The 16063-nt window shown below is 70.4% G+C and carries 10 protein-coding genes and 3 pseudogenes; 11 read left to right on the top strand and 2 right to left on the bottom strand.

Features of this window, described 5'->3' with window-relative positions; genetic code table 11:
* Window positions 1-55: 55 nt before the first annotated feature.
* The 9 genes and pseudogenes from ACHMW8_RS01260 (at window position 56) to ACHMW8_RS01220 (ending at window position 10709) form a co-directional block, all read left to right on the top strand.
* Window positions 56-1387 carry a hypothetical protein gene (locus ACHMW8_RS01260; RefSeq protein ID WP_395444516.1) on the top strand — a complete coding sequence of 444 codons (1332 nt, stop codon included), beginning with the start codon at window positions 56-58 and terminating at the stop codon, window positions 1385-1387.
* A gap of 75 nt (window positions 1388-1462) precedes the next feature.
* On the top strand, window positions 1463-2569 hold the full coding sequence (ccmI, locus tag ACHMW8_RS01255; protein WP_395444515.1) for a c-type cytochrome biogenesis protein CcmI: 1107 nt from the start codon (window positions 1463-1465) through the stop codon (window positions 2567-2569).
* Window positions 2566-3069, top strand: coding sequence for a cytochrome c maturation protein CcmE (gene ccmE / locus ACHMW8_RS01250; RefSeq protein WP_395444514.1), 504 nt, complete (start codon window positions 2566-2568; stop codon window positions 3067-3069). Before ccmI ends, ccmE begins: the two co-directional genes overlap by 4 nt.
* The gene (locus tag ACHMW8_RS01245; protein ID WP_395444513.1) at window positions 3066-5048 is read left to right on the top strand and encodes a heme lyase CcmF/NrfE family subunit; all 1983 of its coding nucleotides are present in this window, start codon (window positions 3066-3068) and stop codon (window positions 5046-5048) included. The genes ccmE and ACHMW8_RS01245 overlap by 4 nt, the downstream gene beginning before the upstream one ends.
* Window positions 5045-5499 (top strand): annotated as a pseudogene (locus ACHMW8_RS01240) (cytochrome c-type biogenesis protein). Before ACHMW8_RS01245 ends, ACHMW8_RS01240 begins: the two are co-directional and overlap by 4 nt.
* 145 nt (window positions 5500-5644) lie before the next feature.
* Window positions 5645-7220, top strand: a pseudogene (locus ACHMW8_RS01235) (Do family serine endopeptidase).
* Between the two features lie 188 nt (window positions 7221-7408).
* Entirely contained in the window at window positions 7409-8080 is a 672-nt protein-coding gene (gene uczR / locus ACHMW8_RS01230; RefSeq protein WP_125155742.1) for a two-component system response regulator UczR, read from the top strand.
* A 33-nt stretch (window positions 8081-8113) separates the two neighbouring features.
* A complete protein-coding gene (uczS, locus tag ACHMW8_RS01225) occupies window positions 8114-9520 on the top strand; it encodes a two-component system sensor histidine kinase UczS (protein WP_395444512.1) in 1407 nt (468 codons plus the stop codon).
* Window positions 9521-9572: 52 nt separating this feature from the next.
* Window positions 9573-10709 carry a threonine aldolase family protein gene (locus ACHMW8_RS01220; protein ID WP_395444511.1) on the top strand — a complete coding sequence of 379 codons (1137 nt, stop codon included), beginning with the start codon at window positions 9573-9575 and terminating at the stop codon, window positions 10707-10709.
* Window positions 10710-10748: 39 nt separating this feature from the next.
* Here ACHMW8_RS01220 and ACHMW8_RS01215 read toward each other — a convergent pair whose 3' ends face one another.
* Together ACHMW8_RS01215 and ACHMW8_RS01210 are read right to left on the bottom strand one after the other, a co-directional pair.
* Window positions 10749-11639, bottom strand: a complete 891-nt coding sequence (locus ACHMW8_RS01215; RefSeq protein ID WP_395444510.1) for a M56 family metallopeptidase — start codon at window positions 11637-11639, stop codon at window positions 10749-10751.
* Between the two features lie 487 nt (window positions 11640-12126).
* Window positions 12127-12291, bottom strand: coding sequence for a hypothetical protein (locus tag ACHMW8_RS01210; RefSeq protein WP_395444509.1), 165 nt, complete (start codon window positions 12289-12291; stop codon window positions 12127-12129).
* Here ACHMW8_RS01210 and ACHMW8_RS01205 point away from each other — a divergent pair.
* Window positions 12215-13015, top strand: coding sequence for an FAD-dependent oxidoreductase (locus ACHMW8_RS01205; protein WP_395445860.1), 801 nt, complete (start codon window positions 12215-12217; stop codon window positions 13013-13015). The genes ACHMW8_RS01210 and ACHMW8_RS01205 overlap by 77 nt on opposite strands.
* 87 nt (window positions 13016-13102) lie before the next feature.
* A pseudogene (locus ACHMW8_RS01200) lies at window positions 13103-15987 on the top strand (bifunctional [glutamine synthetase] adenylyltransferase/[glutamine synthetase]-adenylyl-L-tyrosine phosphorylase).
* Window positions 15988-16063: the final 76 nt, after the last annotated feature.

Genomic DNA, 16063 nt, shown 5'->3' with positions numbered 1-16063 from the left:
TCGTTCCGAACATGGTTGACGCCTGTCGGAATCGGTTTCTCCGACACGGGGGACCATGGCCGCCATCGCCGCGCATAAATTGCAGATCATCCGGACGCTGGTGGAAACCGCTCCGGACGCGGCGCTGCGCAGCCTGGAGCTGGCCCTGTCGAGCGCCGGCGCGACCGGTTCGCTGGCCGCCGTGCGCGGCCTGGTCGAGGACGAAACCGCCCAACGCTTCGTCCGCAACAATATCCTCGGCCCCATCGTACCGCTGTGCGCCAAGCGCCGCGAGGGCCAGATCCAGTTCCCCTCGGCGGTGCTGCCGCGCTTGTGGCGGGCCCTGAGGGCGGTGTCGCCGTCGCGGGTCGAGGAGGCCGCCGCCAAGTGCAATCCGTGGGATCTCGAACAGGGCGTGCCCGACGTGTTCGACGATCTCTGCCGGGCCGCCGCCGCCGGTCTGCGCGATCCCGAGAACGCCGCCTTCGACAGCGTGCGCTCGATCTGCGACCCCGAGCAGCTGGCCATGTGCCTGCAACTGTCGGCCATCACCCGCTCGTGCCTGCCCAAGCTGTCGGAGTGGGTCAGCCGCATGTCGGACGAGCGCGCCGCCGCCGCGCGCCTGGCCTATCGCGACGCCTGCCGGATCAGCGATGACGCCGGCCCCCTGATGCTGGACATCCTCTCGGCCCACCTGCCCGACGACTGGCGCATCCTGCGCGTGATCTCGGCGGTCATGGACCGCCCCAGCGACCGCTACCTGGCCTCGTCGGAGGTCAAGGCGTTCGGCGAGCGCGTGCTGGCCGAGATCGACGCCGCCATCGTCCAGGTCGAGACCTTCAACTTTTCGGACGGCGAGCGCGCCGGCCGCGCGGCCGCGCAGGCCGCCCACAAGGTCCAGCTGCAGATCGCGGAGTTCCAGCAGTCGGTCGACGTCGCCAAGGACGGACCGTGGGGCAAGCGCCTGGCGCGGCACAAGCAGGCGATGGCCAAGGCGTGCGAGCAGCGCATGGACCAGGCCGACCGGACGCTGGAAGCGGCCCTGCCGCTGCGGTCGCTGTCGATGCTGTCCAAGAAGGGCAGCAAGGGCGCGGCCAAGCTGACCGACGAGCCGGACGAGGCGATGATCCGCCGCGCCCAGTCGGCGCTGGCCTTCATCGCCGAGCTGCGCGCGTGCGCCGACAAGGCCGGTTACGGCAGTTCGCGCAACAAGGTCCTGGAAAAGCTGAACAGCCGCCTGGATCCCTATATCGAGGACGTCCTCCACGTCGCCCGCACGGGCGACGGCGGCGATGCGGGGCTGGCCGTGAAATACCTGGACGTCGCCGCCGGCTTCATCGCCTACACCCGCGACGACAAGACCGCCGAGATCGTGCGACGCCGCGCGGCGGCCGCCATCGCGGCCTGACAAACCGGGGCTTTTGGCCGCCCTTACGCACTTTTCCTACTAACGGCGAACGCGGGAACAGGCTACCACGCGGCCATGATCGCTTTCTGGATCGCCGCGGCGGGGCTGTCGGTCGCGACGGCGGGGCTGGTGCTGCGGGGCGCGGCGCGCGCCCGGCCCGTCGACGACGCCCAGGCCCGGCTTGAACCGCATCGCCGCCGTCTGGCCGAGGTCGAGCGCCTGGCCATCGACGGCCTGCTGGCTGAAACCGAACTCAAGGCCGCCCGCGCCGAGGCGGGACGCGGCCTGCTGGCCGCCGCCGACCAGACCGAGACCTGGGAGCGCGACGGCGCCGGCCCCCGCAAGGCGGTGGTGATCGCCGTCGGCGCGGCCTGCGTGGCCGCCGTCGGCCTCTATGTGACCGTGGGCAAGCCGGAAATGGCCGACCAGCCCTACGCCAAGCGCGTGGCCGCGTGGAAGGCCGCCGATCCGGCCACGCTGGAGCCCGCCAAGATCGCCGCCGTGCTGGAAGGCGTCGCCGCCGACCGACCAACCGATCCCGAGCCGCTGGTGTTCCTGGCCAAGGCCCGGGCCGCCGCTGGCGACCTGCCTGGGGCCGAGGCCGCCCTGCGCAGGGCCGTGCGCCTGGCGCCCAAGCGCGGCGATCTCTGGAGCCTGCTGGGCGAGACCTTCGTCGTGGAGGCCAAGGGGCAGGTCGGCGCCGACGCCAAGCTGGCCTTCGGCGAGGCGCTGAAGGTCGCCCCGAACGATATCCGCGCCCGCTACTACCTTGGCCGCGGCAAGATCGCCGACGGCGACGTGGCCGGCGGTCTCGCCGACTGGCGCGCCGTGGTCTCCAGCCTGCCGGCCAACGATCCGGGCCGGACGGCGCTGGGCCAGGAAATCGCCCAGGTCGAGGCCATGGGCCGCCTGCCCAGCGACCAGCCGGCCGCCGACGCCAATCCCCAGGTCCAGGGCATGATCGTGGGCATGGTCGAGGGCCTGGCCGCGCGCCTGGCCCAATCGCCCGACGATCCCGAAGGCTGGGTCCGCCTGGTCCGCGCCTACGCCGTGCTCGGCGAGAGCGCCAAGCGCGACGCCGCCCTGGCCTCGGCCACCGCCCGTTTCAAGGATCAGCCCAAGGTGCTGTCGGCCCTGCGCCAGGCCGCCGACACGCCCGCTCAGAAGACCGTCCAGCCATGAGTTTCTGGCCCAAATCCCGCAAGGCGCGCCGTCGCCTGACCATCCTGCTGGCCGTCGCGCCGGTGCTGGCCCTGGCCGTGGGCCTGGCCCTCTATGGCCTGCGCGACAGCATCTCGCTGTTCTACACGCCGGCCCAGGCCAAGGAGGCCCATGTCGCCCCTGGCCGCAAGGTGCAGTTGGGCGGCCTGGTTCAGCACGGCAGCGTGGTCAAGCACCCCGGCGGCGACGTCGAGTTCGTGGTGGCCGACCAGCGCGCCACGGCCAAGGTGAGCTACCACGGCGACCTGCCGGACCTGTTCCGCGAAGGGCAGGGGATCGTCGCCGAGGGCGCGTTCGACGAAAGCGGCGTCTTCGTCGCCAAGCAGGTGCTGGCCAAGCACGACGAGCGCTACATGCCGCGCGACGTCGCCAAGGCGCTGAAGAAGCAGGGCGAGTGGCGCGGCGAGGGCGCGCCCCCGCCGAACTATGGCGCGCCCGCCTACGGAAAACCGACCACATGATCGTCGAACTGGGCGCCTTCGCCCTGATCCTGTCGCTGATGCTGTCGGTCGCCCAGACCGGACTGTCGGCCGTGGGCGGCGCGCGGCGTTCGCCCGTCCTGGCCGGGGCCGGACGCGGCGCGGCGGTGGCGACCTTCGTGGCCGTGGCCGTGGCCTTCGCGGCCTTAATCCACGCCTTCGTGGTGTCGGACTTCTCCGTCGCCAATGTGGCCAACAACTCCCACACCGCCAAGCCGATGCTCTACAAGGTGGCCGGGGCCTGGGGCAGCCACGAAGGCTCGATGCTGCTGTGGTGCCTGGTTCTGACCGGGTATGGCGCGGCCATGGCCTTCTTCGGCGACAGCCTGCCGCCGCGCCTGCGCGCCTACGCCATCGCCATCCAGGGCGCGCTGGGCGTGCTGTTCCTGGCCTATACGGTGTTCGCCTCTAACCCGATGGAGCGCCTGCTGGACCCGCCGGTCGAGGGGCGCTCGCTCAATCCGTTGCTGCAGGACCCGGCGCTGGCCTTCCACCCGCCGTTCCTCTACGCCGGCTATGTCGGATTCTCGGTGGTCTATTCGCTGTCGCTGGCGGCCCTGATCGAGGGCCGGATCGATGCGGCCTGGGCCCGCTGGGTGCGGCCCTGGACCCTGGCGGCCTGGAGCCTGCTGACCGTCGGCATCACGCTGGGCGCCTTCTGGGCCTATTACGAACTGGGCTGGGGCGGCTGGTGGTTCTGGGACCCGGTCGAGAACGCCAGCTTCATGCCGTGGCTGATCGGCGCGGCCCTGCTGCACTCGGCCATCGTCACCGAAAGGCGCGGGGCGCTGCCGGGCTGGACGGCGTTCCTGGCCCTGGCGGCCTTCACCTTCTCGATGCTGGGCGCCTTCCTGGTGCGCTCGGGCGTGCTGACCAGCGTCCACGCCTTCGCCGTCGACCCGACGCGCGGCGTGCTGCTGCTGATCATGATGGGCGTCGCGGCCGGCGCGGGCTTCCTGCTGTTCGGCCTGCGGGCCGGCAGCCTCAATCCCGGCGGCCAGTTCCGCCCCGTCAGTCGCGAGAGCGCCATCGTGTTGAACAACATCCTGCTGTCGACGGCGACGGCGGTGGTGCTGTTGGGCACGCTCTATCCGCTGATCCGCGAGGCCATGGACGGCGAGGCCGTCTCGGTCGGCGCGCCGTTCTTCAACCTGACCTTCGTGCCGCTGATGATCCTGGCGTTCTGCGTCCTGCCGGCCGGGCCGCTGCTGGCCTGGAAGCGTGGCGACGCCAAGGGCGTGGCCCGCAAGCTCTGGATCGTGCTGGCCGCCGCCGCCGCGCTGGGCCTGATCGCCTACGGTATCGTCCAGCCGCGCAAGGCCCTGGCCAGCGGCGGCCTAGTCGTCGGCTTCTGGCTGCTGGGCGGGGCGCTGCTGGAGATGGGCGAGCGCCTGAAGCTGCTGCGCGTCCCCGTCGCCGAGAGCGCCCGTCGCGCCCGAGGCTTGCCGCGCGGCGCCTGGGGCACGACCCTGGCGCACGCCGGCCTGGGCGTCTTCGTTCTGGGCGCGTCGTTCGAGACCGCCTGGCGGGTCGAGGCGGCCCAGGCCCTGAGCCTCAACGACAGCCACGCCCTGGGCGCCTACACCCTGACCCTGACCGATGTCGGCACGGTCGAGGGGCCGAACTACCTGGCCGAGCGCGGGATCGTGAAGATCACCGACAAGGCCGGTCGTGAAATCTGCCACGCCGAGCCCGAGCGCCGCTTCTATCCGACCGGGTCCCAGACCACCTCGGAGGTCGCCATCTGCCCGCGCGTGCTGGACGACATCTATGTCGTGCTGGGCGAGCGCCGGGCGGGCGAGGGCGGCGAGCCGGCCTGGCTGGTGCGCGCCTATGTGAACCCGTGGGTGCGGCTGATCTTCCTGGGGCCGCTGATCATGGCCCTGGGCGGGGCCGTGTCGCTCTCCGATCGCCGGGTGCGCCTGGGCGTTGGCCGTCGCGCCGGCGAGGCCGTGTCGTGAGCCGCGTCCGCGCCCTGCTGGTGGCCCTGGCCGCCGTCGCCCTGATGGGCAGCGCCTCGGAACCCACCGAGCGTCTGCCCGATCCGGCGCAGGAGGCCCGCGCCCGCGTCCTCTTCAAGGAAGTGCGCTGCCTGGTCTGTCAGAACGAGTTGATCGACGACTCCGAGGCCCAGTTGGCCGGCGACCTGCGACGAATTGTCCGCGAACAGGTCAAGGCGGGCCGCAGCGATGGCGAGATCCGCGCGTTTCTTGTGCAGCGTTATGGTGAGTTCGTGCTGCTGAAGCCGCGCTTTTCCGCTGGCAATGCAGCGCTTTCGGCTGGCGCCGGTCGGGGGTTCTGCTGGTGGGCGGAGTCCTGATGGTCGGCCTGCTGCGGCGTCGGCGGACGGTCGAGACAGAGCTGTCGCGGGAAGAAGAAGACCGCGTCGCCAGGTTGCTGCAAGACGATTGACACGATTGCGCCGAAATGGAGCCGCAAGAAGCGGGCTCCAATGACGCGAAGGTAATCCGAGAACCATTGCACCTTTCGCCGTCACGACTAGGTTCTCAGATCCAAAGGGACCGCGCGTAGGACGCGCGGGTGAGGAAAGCAGAGAATGACCGCTAGGAAGTCGGGTTTCGTTGTGGGCGCCATCGCTGGCGCGGGCGTGGCTTGCGCCGCTCTGGCCGGTGTGGGGATGCGCATGGGAACGGCGGCCGCCGAGGCCCCGGTGGCCCGTCCGTCGATGACGGGCGCGCCGACCTTCGCGCCGCCGCCGGGCGCGCCGATGTCGTTCGCCGACATCTTCGAGAAGGTTTCGCCCGCGGTCGTCCAGATCAACGTGACCTCCAAGGCCTCGCCGCAGGGTCTGCGCATTCCGGGTCTGGAAGGTTTCGACATCGTGCCGCGCGGCCAGAAGGGCAAGCCGGGCCAGGACGGAGAGGACGGCGACTCGCCGGCCACGCCGAAGCAGCAGTCGGCGGGCTCGGGCTTCTTCATTTCGGCCGACGGCTACATCGTCACCAACAACCACGTCGTGGCCGACGCCGACGACATCCAGGTGGTGATGAAGGACGGCCGCGAGCTGAAGGCCACCCTGGTCGGCCGCGACGAGGGCACGGACCTGGCGGTGGTCAAGGTCATCGACCCCAAGGCCAAGGGCGCGGACTTCCCGTATGTGAACTTCGAGAACCAGGCCAAGCCGCGGGTCGGCGACTGGGTCATCACCATCGGCAACCCGTTCGGCCTGGGCGGCACGGCCACGGCCGGCATCATTTCGGCCTATGGTCGTGACCTGGGCGACAACACCTCGTCGTTCGTCAACTACATCCAGATCGACGCGCCCATCAACCGGGGCAACTCGGGCGGTCCGTCGTTCGACATCTACGGCCGGGTGATCGGCGTCAACAGCGCCATCTACTCGCCGTCGGGCGGCTCGGTCGGCATCGGCTTCGCCATTCCGGCGGACATCGCCGAGGCCACCGCCAAGCAACTGATCTCGGGCGGCAAGGTCGTTCGCGGCTATATCGGCGTCACCATCCAGGATTTCAGCGCCGAGTCGGCCGAGGCCCTGGGCCTGAAGGACGTGAAGGGCGCGATCGTCGCCGAGCTGGTCCCGGGCGGTCCCGCCGCCAAGGCCGGCCTGCTGCCGGACGACATCCTGACGGGCGTCAATGGCGTGACGATCGCCAACCGCTCGGAGCTGACCCGCGAAGTGGCCAAGGCCCGTCCGGGCGAGAGCATCAAGATGTCGATCATCCGCGACGGCAAGCCGCGCGTGATCGACGTCAAGTCGGGCACCCGTCCGGCCGAGAACGCCCTGGGCCTGAACGACGACGATCAGGATCAGGACGGCGGGGCCGCCCCCGACCCCGGACAAGCCGGTCAGCCAGAAGGTCGACGCCCTGGGCCTGACCCTCGGCCCGATCGATCCGGCCTCGCGCCAGACCTACAAGATCGACAGCGAGATCAAGGGCCTGTTGATCACTGGCGTGAAGGGCGACAGCGACGCCGGCGAGAAGGGTCTGGCCAAGGGCGACGTGCTAGCCAACATCAACGGTGCGGCGGTGAACAGCGTCGTCGACGTCAACAACGCCGTGGCCTCGGCCAAGAAGGCCGGCCGCAACAGCGTTCTGGTCAAGGTGATCCGCCAGAACCGCCCGGTCTTCGTGCCGCTGAAGATCGCGCCGTAAGTTGAACGCTTAACTTCGAATGTCATGGCCCCGCTTCGAGAAATCGGAGCGGGGCTTTTTCTGTCCAAGGTTTAAGTTACGGCGCTCGCCGAAACCGCTATTGCAAGAGCAACTATCGCGCGATGCGCGGAATCGGGGGAACGTCGATCGTTCCGCCATTCCGCCTGAGCGCATGAGGGGCTCTGACGATGCGTATTCTGATTATCGAGGACGACCTGGAGGCCGCCGCCGCCATGGCGCATGGCCTGACGGAGGCTGGTTACGACGTCCAGCACGCGCCCGACGGCGAGGCCGGCCTGGGCGAGGCCCAGAAGGGCGGCTATGACGTGCTGGTCGTCGACCGCATGATGCCCAAGATGGACGGGGTCACCGTCGTCGAGACCCTGCGCCGCGAGGGCGACCAGACGCCGGTGCTGTTCCTGTCGGCCCTGGGCGAGGTCAATGACCGCGTGGTGGGCCTGAAGGCGGGCGCCGACGACTATCTGGTCAAGCCCTACGCCTTCCCGGAGCTGATGGCCCGCGTCGAGGCCCTGTCGCGCCGCCGCGAGACCGGCGCCGTGGCCACGACCCTGAAGGTCGGCGAGCTGGAGATGAACCTGATCAACCGGACGGTTCACCGCCAGGGCAAGGAGATCGACCTGCAGCCGCGCGAATTCCAGCTGCTGGAATTCATGATGCGCCACGCCGGCCAGTCGGTGACCCGCACCATGCTGCTGGAGAAGGTCTGGGAATACCACTTCGACCCGCAGACCAATGTCATTGACGTGCACATCTCGCGCCTGCGCAGCAAGATCGACAAGGGCTTCGACCGGGCCATGCTGCAGACCGTGCGCGGCGCGGGCTACCGGCTCGATCCGTAGGAGACAGGCGGCGACATAGCCGCCGGACCCGCCATGCGTCTGCCGCGCCTTCTCCGCACCACGCCGTTCCGGCTGACCCTGCTGTTCCTGGCCCTGTTCGCGGCGGCCGCCAGCGCCTTCCTGGGCTACATCTACGTGGCCACGGCGGGCGAGGTGAACCGCCGGGCCCAGGCCGAGATCAGCCGCGAGTTCGAGAGCCTTGAGGCGGCCTATCGCCAGGGCGGCGTCGACGCCCTGAACCAGACCATCGTCGAACGGGCGACGGGCGAGAAGCCGTTCCTCTATTTCCTGGCCGACAAGACCGGCAAGCGCATCTCGGGCTCGATCGAGGAGTCTCCGGTCAGCGACTTCACCGGCGACGGCCCGCAGTGGGCCAGCTTCAAGGTGACCGAGACCGACCTCGACGGGGCCGAGGTCAAGGCGGCCGCGCGCGGGGTGCAGCAGCGCCTGGACCACGGCGAGATCCTGTTCGTCGGCGCCGATGTCGACGCCTCCGAAGCCTATGTCCGCAAGATCGTCCGGGCCCTGTGGGGCGCTGGGGCGCTGGTCATCCTGCTGGGCATGGCCGGGGGCGTCCTGATCAGCCGCAATGTCAGCCGCTCGATGCAGGGGCTGGTGGACGTGGTCAACGACGTCCGGGCCGGCGATCTGCACGCGCGCGCCAAGGTGCGCGGCACGCGCGACGAGTATGACGAGCTGGCCGAGGGCCTGAACGACATGCTCGACCGCATCGAACGCCTGATGGGCGGCCTGCGCCACGCCGGCGACGCCATCGCCCACGACCTGCGCTCGCCGCTCACCCGCCTGCGCGCCCGCATGGAGGTCGCCCTGATCGACGCCGAGAACGGCAAGGGCGATCCGGTGGCGGCGCTGGAGACCGCCCTGCAGGACGCCGACGGCGTGCTGAAGACGTTCAACGCGGTGCTGGCCATCGCCCGCCTGCAGGCCGCCGGCTCGGCTCCGGACCAGCGTGTTTTCGACGCCTCGGAACTGGCCGGCGACATGGCCGAGCTCTACGAATTCGCGTGCGAGGACAAGGGCCTGGACTTCAAGGCCGAGATCGTCCCGGCCCTGACCATCAAGGGCAACCGCGAATTCCTGGCCCAGGCCCTGGCCAACCTGCTCGACAACGCCATCAAATATACGCCCGACGGCGGGGCGATCATGCTGCGCGCGCGGCGCACCTCGTCCGGCGAACTGGAGTTCTCGGTCACCGACACGGGGCCGGGCGTGCCGGAGAGCGACCGCGCCCGCGTGGTCCAGCGCTTCGTGCGCCTGGAGAACAGCCGCAGCGAGCCCGGCGCGGGCCTGGGACTGTCGCTGGTCCAGGCTGTCGCCGCCTCGCACGGCGGACGGCTGGAGCTGTCGGAGGGGCCGGGCGAATACAACGGCACGGGCCCGGGCCTCCGGGTGGCCCTGGTGCTGCCGCGGGTGGAATAGCGACGACGATGCTCCCCTCTCCCTGGGGAGGGGCGTGAAAGAGGATAGCCGAATGGATCGCCGACACTTCCTCGCTGGATCATTGCTCGGCGCCGTCGTCGCGCCGTCCGTGGCGCTGGCCCAGGCGCCAGCCTCGCCGCCGCCGTTTCCGCCCGTCGACGCCCGGAGCGTCTGGCTGGTCGGCGACAGCGCCCCGCCGGACCCCGTACGCACCGCCGCCCGCCTGGCCGAGCTGGTCCAGAAGGGCAAGCCGCGCGACGGCTATCTCTCAGGCGGCGCGGTGGGCGAGCTGGAGACGCGGTTCGCCGCGCTGCTGGGCAAGGAGGATTGCGCTTTCCTGCCCACCGGGACCCTGGCCAACCATGTCGCCGTGCGGATCCTGGCCGGCGATGCGACGCGGGTCATCGTCCAGCACGAGAGCCACCTCTATCGCGACGAGAGCGACGCCACTCAGCTCCTGTCCGGCCTGAACCTGGTCAACCTGGCCCCTGGCCGCGCCGGGCCCTCGCTGGACGAGATCAAGGCCGCGGTCGACGAGGCCGAGAACGGGCCTTACCCGTTGCGGATCGGCGCGATCTCGCTGGAGAGCCCGGTGCGCCGCGCCCGTGGCGAACTGCTGGAGGTTTCGGCCCTGCGCGACATCGCCGCCTACGCCAAGGGCAAGGGCGTCCGCCTGCACCTGGATGGCGCGCGTCTGCTGCTGGCCCCGCCGAGCTATGACGTGGCTGGCGCGGCGGCGCTGTTCGATACCGTCTATGTCTCGCTCTACAAGTATCTGGACGCGCCGTTCGGGGCGGTGCTGGCCGGTTCCAAGGCCGATATCGCCAAGGCCCGCGCCCTGCGCCATCAGTTCGGCGGCACGATCTATCAGGGCTGGGAGAGCGCGGTGCTGGCCTTGGCGGCGCTGGACGACTTCCAGGCTCGCCAGAAGGCCGCCTTCGCCACGGCCGACCAGGTGTTCGCAGCGCTGGACAAGGCGGGCGCCGCCAGGCTGAAGCCCGCGCCGAACGCCTCGAACATCCGCCAGCTGGTCGTGAAGCCCAAGGTCGCCGAGGGCCTGTTCGATCGGATGCGCGTAGCCGGCGTGCGACTGCCCAAGCCCGACAAGGACGGCGTAGTCGACTTCTGGATCAACGACACGATCAATCGCCGACCGGCCGAAGAGTATGTGAAGCTGTTCCTGGGTTAGGGCCGCTCCGGCCCTGGGCCCTCGACTGGCTCGGATGGCTCAGCGCTTGGCCTGGACCCAGACGATCGCGCCGGTATAGGGGTCGATCTGCGCGGCCAGGCCGGGCCGCAAGTCGCCGGCGTTAGGCCCTCGTGGCGCCACGCTCCACACCGTTCCCATGGCCGAGATCGCCAGGAACGTCATCGTCAGGAAGCCGATGATGTCCCGCGTCAGGCTGGGCTCCCGGCGGTTCAGCAGCGATACGCGCAGGATCAGCGGATGGGTGGCCCAGCCGCAGCTCAGCGGCGAGGCGGAGGCGTTCATCTGGGCCTTCATCAGCGCCCTGGCGTAGTCGGCGCGGATGTCGGAGCGCAGGGCCACGACCGTGGCGTCGCAGGCCAGTTCCTGGTCGATGCGCACCAGGACCGACGCCAGATGGATCATCGGGTTGCACCAGCCCAGCACGCCGATCACGGCGACGACCAGGTTGGCGATCGGATCGCCGCGGTTGATGTGAGTGCGCTCGTGCAGGGTGATCATCTCGCGCTCGCGGGCGTCGAAGCGCTGGGCGAAGTCGGACGGCAGCACGATGCGCGGCCACAGGGCGCCGACGACGGCCGGGCCGGCCTGGCCCTTGTCCACGCGGCGATGGAACAGGCGCTCGCGGAGAACCAGCACCGCGGTCGCGACCACGCAGCCGGCCAGCCACAGCAGCACGAGCTTTCCGGCCCAGGCGCCCCACGGACGGGCCGGATCGCCGATCTCCATGGTCTCGGCCAGGCTGGGGAAGAAGGCGGCGGCCGCGGCGGCCGGCACGATGGCCCACAGGCCGTAGGCGCGGCGCGGTCCGAACAGCCGGCGCGCCGACGGACGCAGGATGACGACGAGCAGCACCGCGGCGGCGGCGGCGATCTGAGCCCGGACCAGGGCGAGGGCGAAAAGCTCGATCATTGTCGGAGCGGTTCCTGCCGTTTCCTTCTTTGAATGGTTACAGCTGTAATTTTACTCGTCAAGCGATTGTGTTGGCTCGGCGCCCGCCCCGGCGTCGTCCCCGGCCTTTCGGGCGCCCAAGCCTCCGGCGTCTGGAAATAAACGCGTGTCGGGCCCCAGGAGAGGATGACCGCGGGGGCGGCTTCCGCTCAACTGGCGCCAGGCGGCGATCGAGGGATTTCCAACCATGGCCATGGCGACTTCTGGGGCGGCGCGCGCTGTTGGCGGGCCTGGGAGGTTGGAGCGCGGCGGGCTTGGCCGGTTGCGCTGGCGGTCCGACCCTTTCCGGCCCGTCGGCGGTTCGGCTGGCTCGGCCGCGTCTGCTGCTGCCGCCGGTCCGCGCCGAACTGGATCGCATCACGCGCGTCACCGTGTGTCTGAGGCCGTTCCGCAAGGCGGGGCCGCGCTTCGATGTCGAGACCGTTGGCGACAAGACGGTGGTCCACAACTATGGCCATGGCGGCAGCGGCTGGTCGCTGTCCTGGGGATCGGCCGAGGTGGCGACCCGCAAGGCCCTGGCGGGCGGGGCGCGGGACGTGGCCGTCATCGGCTGCGGCGCTCTGGGATTGACCGCGGCCACGGTGCTGCGTCGCGCGGGCGCGAACGTGACCATCTATGCCGCCGATCGCCTGGCCGACACCCGCTCGTCCCGGGCCACGGGCACCTGGTCGCCGGACTTCTCGCATCGCCGCCGAGGGCGAGACGGCGGCCGACTTTCCCGAGCTGTGGGAGGCGATGTGCCGGACCTCGTTCCGAGGCTTTCAGAACTATGTCGGCCTGGCCGGATCGCCGGTGGAATGGAGCGAGCGCTACAGCCTTCTCGAGGACGGACCCTCCGCGCCGACCCATGCCGAGGCCAGCGGCGCGCCCCGCTTCCTGTCGCTGATCGACCGCGTTCGCGACATCACCCCCAAGCAGACGCCGGTCCCGCCGGGCGAGAACCCGTTCCCGGTCGCCAACGTCCGGCGCGGAGCGTCGCTGCAGTTCAACGTCACCGAATACGCCCACGTGCTGATGAGCGACTTCCTGCTGGCCGGCGGACGGATCGAGACCCGGGCTTTCAACACGCCCGGCGAGCTGACCGCGCTGAAGGAGCCGGTGATCGTCAACTGCACGGGCTACGGCGCGCGGGCGCTCTGGAAGGACGAGAGCATCGTTCCGGTGCGGGGCCAGATCGCCTGGCTGATCCCGCAGCCCGAGCTGACCTACGGCCTCTATTACCGGCACATCTCGGTCCTGCCGCGACGCGACGGGATCGTCGTGCAGCAGGTCGGCGGCAGCGAGGCTTATGGCTGGGGCGACGACCGCGAGGTTCCCGACTTGACCGAGGCGCATGAGGCGGTGTCGACGATCGCGGCGCTGTTCGCGCGGATGGCGGCCGCCTGACCCTTGCCCAAGGGGCGGGGGCGGGCCACCGTGCCGCCATGACTCGTCTCGCTGATCGTCTGGCCGCCTGTGGCCCCGTCCTGGACGCCAAGGCGGCGGAACGCGCGCACGAGGCCATCGCCAAGCGGGTGGGCGAGGCGATGCCCGAGATCGAGGCCGCCTGGCCGGCCCTGGCGCCGGTCTTCGCCGCCTCGCCCTATCTGGCCAGCCTGGCGCGGCGCGACGGCCAGCGCCTGCCGATGATCCTGGACCGCGATCCGATGGAGACCCTGGCCGCGACCCTGGCGGCCGCCGAGGCCGTCGCCGCCGAACCCGACTTCGAGACCGCCCGGCGGGCGCTGCGCGAACTGAAGGCCGATCTGCATCTGCTGACGGCCCTTTGCGACCTGGGCGGGGTCTGGGACCTCGACCAGGTGACCGGCGCCCTGACCCGTTTCGCCGACGCGGCCCTCAAGGCCGCCTTGGCCCAGGCCGTCCGCCAGGAAGTCGATCGCGGCGCCCTGACCCACGTTGTCGAGGGCGAGGACGGTCCCGCGCCGGGGCTGTTCTGCATCGCCATGGGCAAGCACGGCGCGTTCGAGCTGAACTATTCCAGCGACATCGACTTCTCGATCTTCTACGCGCCGGAGAAGCTGCAGGTGGCCGACGGCGTCGAGCCGCAGGCCGTGGCGGTGCGGATCGCCAACCACCTGGGCCGCGTGCTGCAGGAGCGGACCGCCGACGGCTATGTCTTCCGCATCGATCTGCGCCTGCGCCCCGATCCGTCCTCGACGCCGCCGGCCATGCCGGTGGACGCGGCCATGGACTACTATGAGAGCGTCGGCCAGAACTGGGAGCGGGCGGCCCACATCAAGGCCCGGATCGCGGCCGGCGACCTGGCCGAGGGCCAGGCGTTCCTGGAGGCGTTGCAGCCCTTCATCTGGCGGCGGAACCTGGACTTCGCGGCCATCGCCGACATCCACTCGATCAAGCGCCAGATCCACACCTACAAGGTCGACGACCGGCTGACCGCCAAGGGCGCGGACCTGAAGCTGGGACGCGGCGGGATCCGCGAGATCGAGTTCTTCGTCCAGACCCAGCAACTGATCCTGGGCGGCCGCCAGCCGGACCTGCGCGGGCCGCGCACGCTCGACGCGCTCCTGGCGCTGGCCACGGCCGGCCACGTGAGCCTGGAAGACGCCGGCTGGCTGTCCAAGGCCTATCAAGACCTGAGGGCCCTGGAGCACCGCGCCCAGATGATCGCCGACGATCAGACCCACAAGCTTCCGGAGTCGGACAACGACCGGAAGAAGGTCGCCGCCCTGTGGGGCCAGGACAACCTGCGCAGCTTCGACGCGGCGGTGGGCAAGATCCTCAAGGGCGTCAACCAGCGCTACGGCCGCCTGTTCGCGGGGGAAGAGGAGCTGTCCTCGCGGTTCGGCTCCCTCGTCTTCACCGGCGTCGAGGACGACCCCGAGACCCTGGCCACCCTCAAGCGCATGGGCTTCTCCAGCCCCGAGCGCGTCGCCGCCACCATCCGCGGCTGGCACCACGGCCACATCGCCGCCACGCGCACCGAGCGGGGGCGCGAGCTGTTCACCCGCCTGGCCCCGCGTCTGCTGGACGCGGCCAACGCCACCGGCGCGCCGGACCAGGCGTTCAACCGCTTCGCCGACTTTTTCGCGTCGCTGAGCTCGGGCGTGCAGATCCAGTCGCTGTTCCTGGCGCAGCAACGGCTGTTGGAGCTGATCGTTCAGGTCATGGCCTTCGCCCCGCGCCTGGCCACGACCATGGCCAAGCGGCCGACGGCGCTGGACGCCTTGCTGGACCCCAGCTTCTTCGGTCCGATCGAGAACTCCCGCCCTCCCGTCCTGGGATCCCGCCGATTTCGAGGGCGCGATGGACGCGGCCCGGCGCCTTTTCCGCGACCAGAGCTTCCGGATCGGCGTGCGGGTGATGAGCGGCACCGCCGACGCTCGCGATATCGGCCGCGCCTTCGCCGAGCTGGGCGACCTGATCATCGGCGGCCTGGCCCCGGCCGCCCTGGCCGAGACCGAGCGCCTGGGCGGGGCTTTCCCCGGCCACGTCGCCGTGGTGGCCCTGGGCAAGGCCGGTTCGCGCGAGATGACGGCCAAGTCCGACCTGGACCTGATGACGCTCTACGTCGCCGATGAGCCAGCGGCCCATTCGGCCATAAAGGAATGGAGCGCCGACACCTTCTACGCCCGCTTCACCCAGCGGATGACCTCGGCCCTGTCGGCGCCGACCGGGGAGGGGACGCTGTACGAAGTCGATCTGAAGCTGCGCCCTTCCGGCACGAAGGGGCCGGTGGCGGTCAGTTTCGCGGCGTTCGAGGACTATTACGCGCGCGAAGCCGAGACCTGGGAGCTGTTGGCCCTGACGCGCGCGCGCGGTGGTCTGGGCCAGCTCGCCGGACTTCCACGCCCGGGCCGAGGCGGCGATCGAGGCGGCCCTGCGCCGGCCGCGCGACTGGAAGAAGACCGCCGCCGACGTCGTCGAGATGCGCGAGCTGATGGAGCGCGAGCGGCCGGGCAAGGGCGACTGGGACCTGAAGCTGGATCCCGGCGGTCTTGTCGACATCGAGTTCGCCGCCCAGTTCCTGCAGCTGGCCCACGCGGCCAAGGGCGGTCCCCTGCGGCAGAACACCGGCGAGGCCCTGGCGGCGCTGCGCGAGGCGGGTCTGGCCGACGCCGGCGCCCTGGCGCGGCTCGAGGCGGCCTGGCGGCTGGAGCAGGACCTCTCGCAACTGATCAAGGTGGCCCTCGAGGATGGCGGGGACCCCGAGGCCGAGCCCAAGGCGTTCAAGGCGCTGATGGCCAAGGCCGGCCACGTCGGCCAGTTCAAGTCGCTGAAGCCCAAGCTGGCCAAGGCCAAGGCGGAGGCCCGCGCGGCCTATACCGCCATCGTGAAGGCTCCGGGCTGAGTTTCCGAAAAAAGCCGCGACGGAATCTCCGCCGCCGTGCGTTCAGTCTGATGGGACGGGCCTTCCTCCATGGAGA

Origin of the sequence: Caulobacter sp. UC70_42 (assembly GCF_044056025.1) — a bacterium.
Lineage (GTDB): Bacteria > Pseudomonadota > Alphaproteobacteria > Caulobacterales > Caulobacteraceae > Caulobacter.
The sequence above is the reverse complement of the archived record's forward strand: the minus strand, read 5'-3'. Positions and strand labels throughout refer to the sequence as shown.

Bases quoted from the DNA above. Each gene is read 5' to 3' on its own strand.
- ccmI (WP_395444515.1), top strand. From the start codon at position 1,463: ATGATCGCTTTCTGGATCGCCGCGGCGGGGCTGTCGGTCGCGACGGCG.
- ACHMW8_RS01220 (WP_395444511.1), top strand. From the start codon at position 9,573: ATGGATCGCCGACACTTCCTCGCTGGATCATTGCTCGGCGCCGTCGTC.
- uczR (WP_125155742.1), top strand. From the start codon at position 7,409: ATGCGTATTCTGATTATCGAGGACGACCTGGAGGCCGCCGCCGCCATG.
- uczS (WP_395444512.1), top strand. From the start codon at position 8,114: ATGCGTCTGCCGCGCCTTCTCCGCACCACGCCGTTCCGGCTGACCCTG.
- ccmE (WP_395444514.1), top strand. From the start codon at position 2,566: ATGAGTTTCTGGCCCAAATCCCGCAAGGCGCGCCGTCGCCTGACCATC.
- ACHMW8_RS01210 (WP_395444509.1), bottom strand. From the start codon at position 12,291: ATGGTCACGTTCGCGCCCGCGCGACGCAGCACCGTGGCCGCGGTCAAT.
- ACHMW8_RS01245 (WP_395444513.1), top strand. From the start codon at position 3,066: ATGATCGTCGAACTGGGCGCCTTCGCCCTGATCCTGTCGCTGATGCTG.
- ACHMW8_RS01260 (WP_395444516.1), top strand. From the start codon at position 56: ATGGCCGCCATCGCCGCGCATAAATTGCAGATCATCCGGACGCTGGTG.
- ACHMW8_RS01215 (WP_395444510.1), bottom strand. From the start codon at position 11,639: ATGATCGAGCTTTTCGCCCTCGCCCTGGTCCGGGCTCAGATCGCCGCC.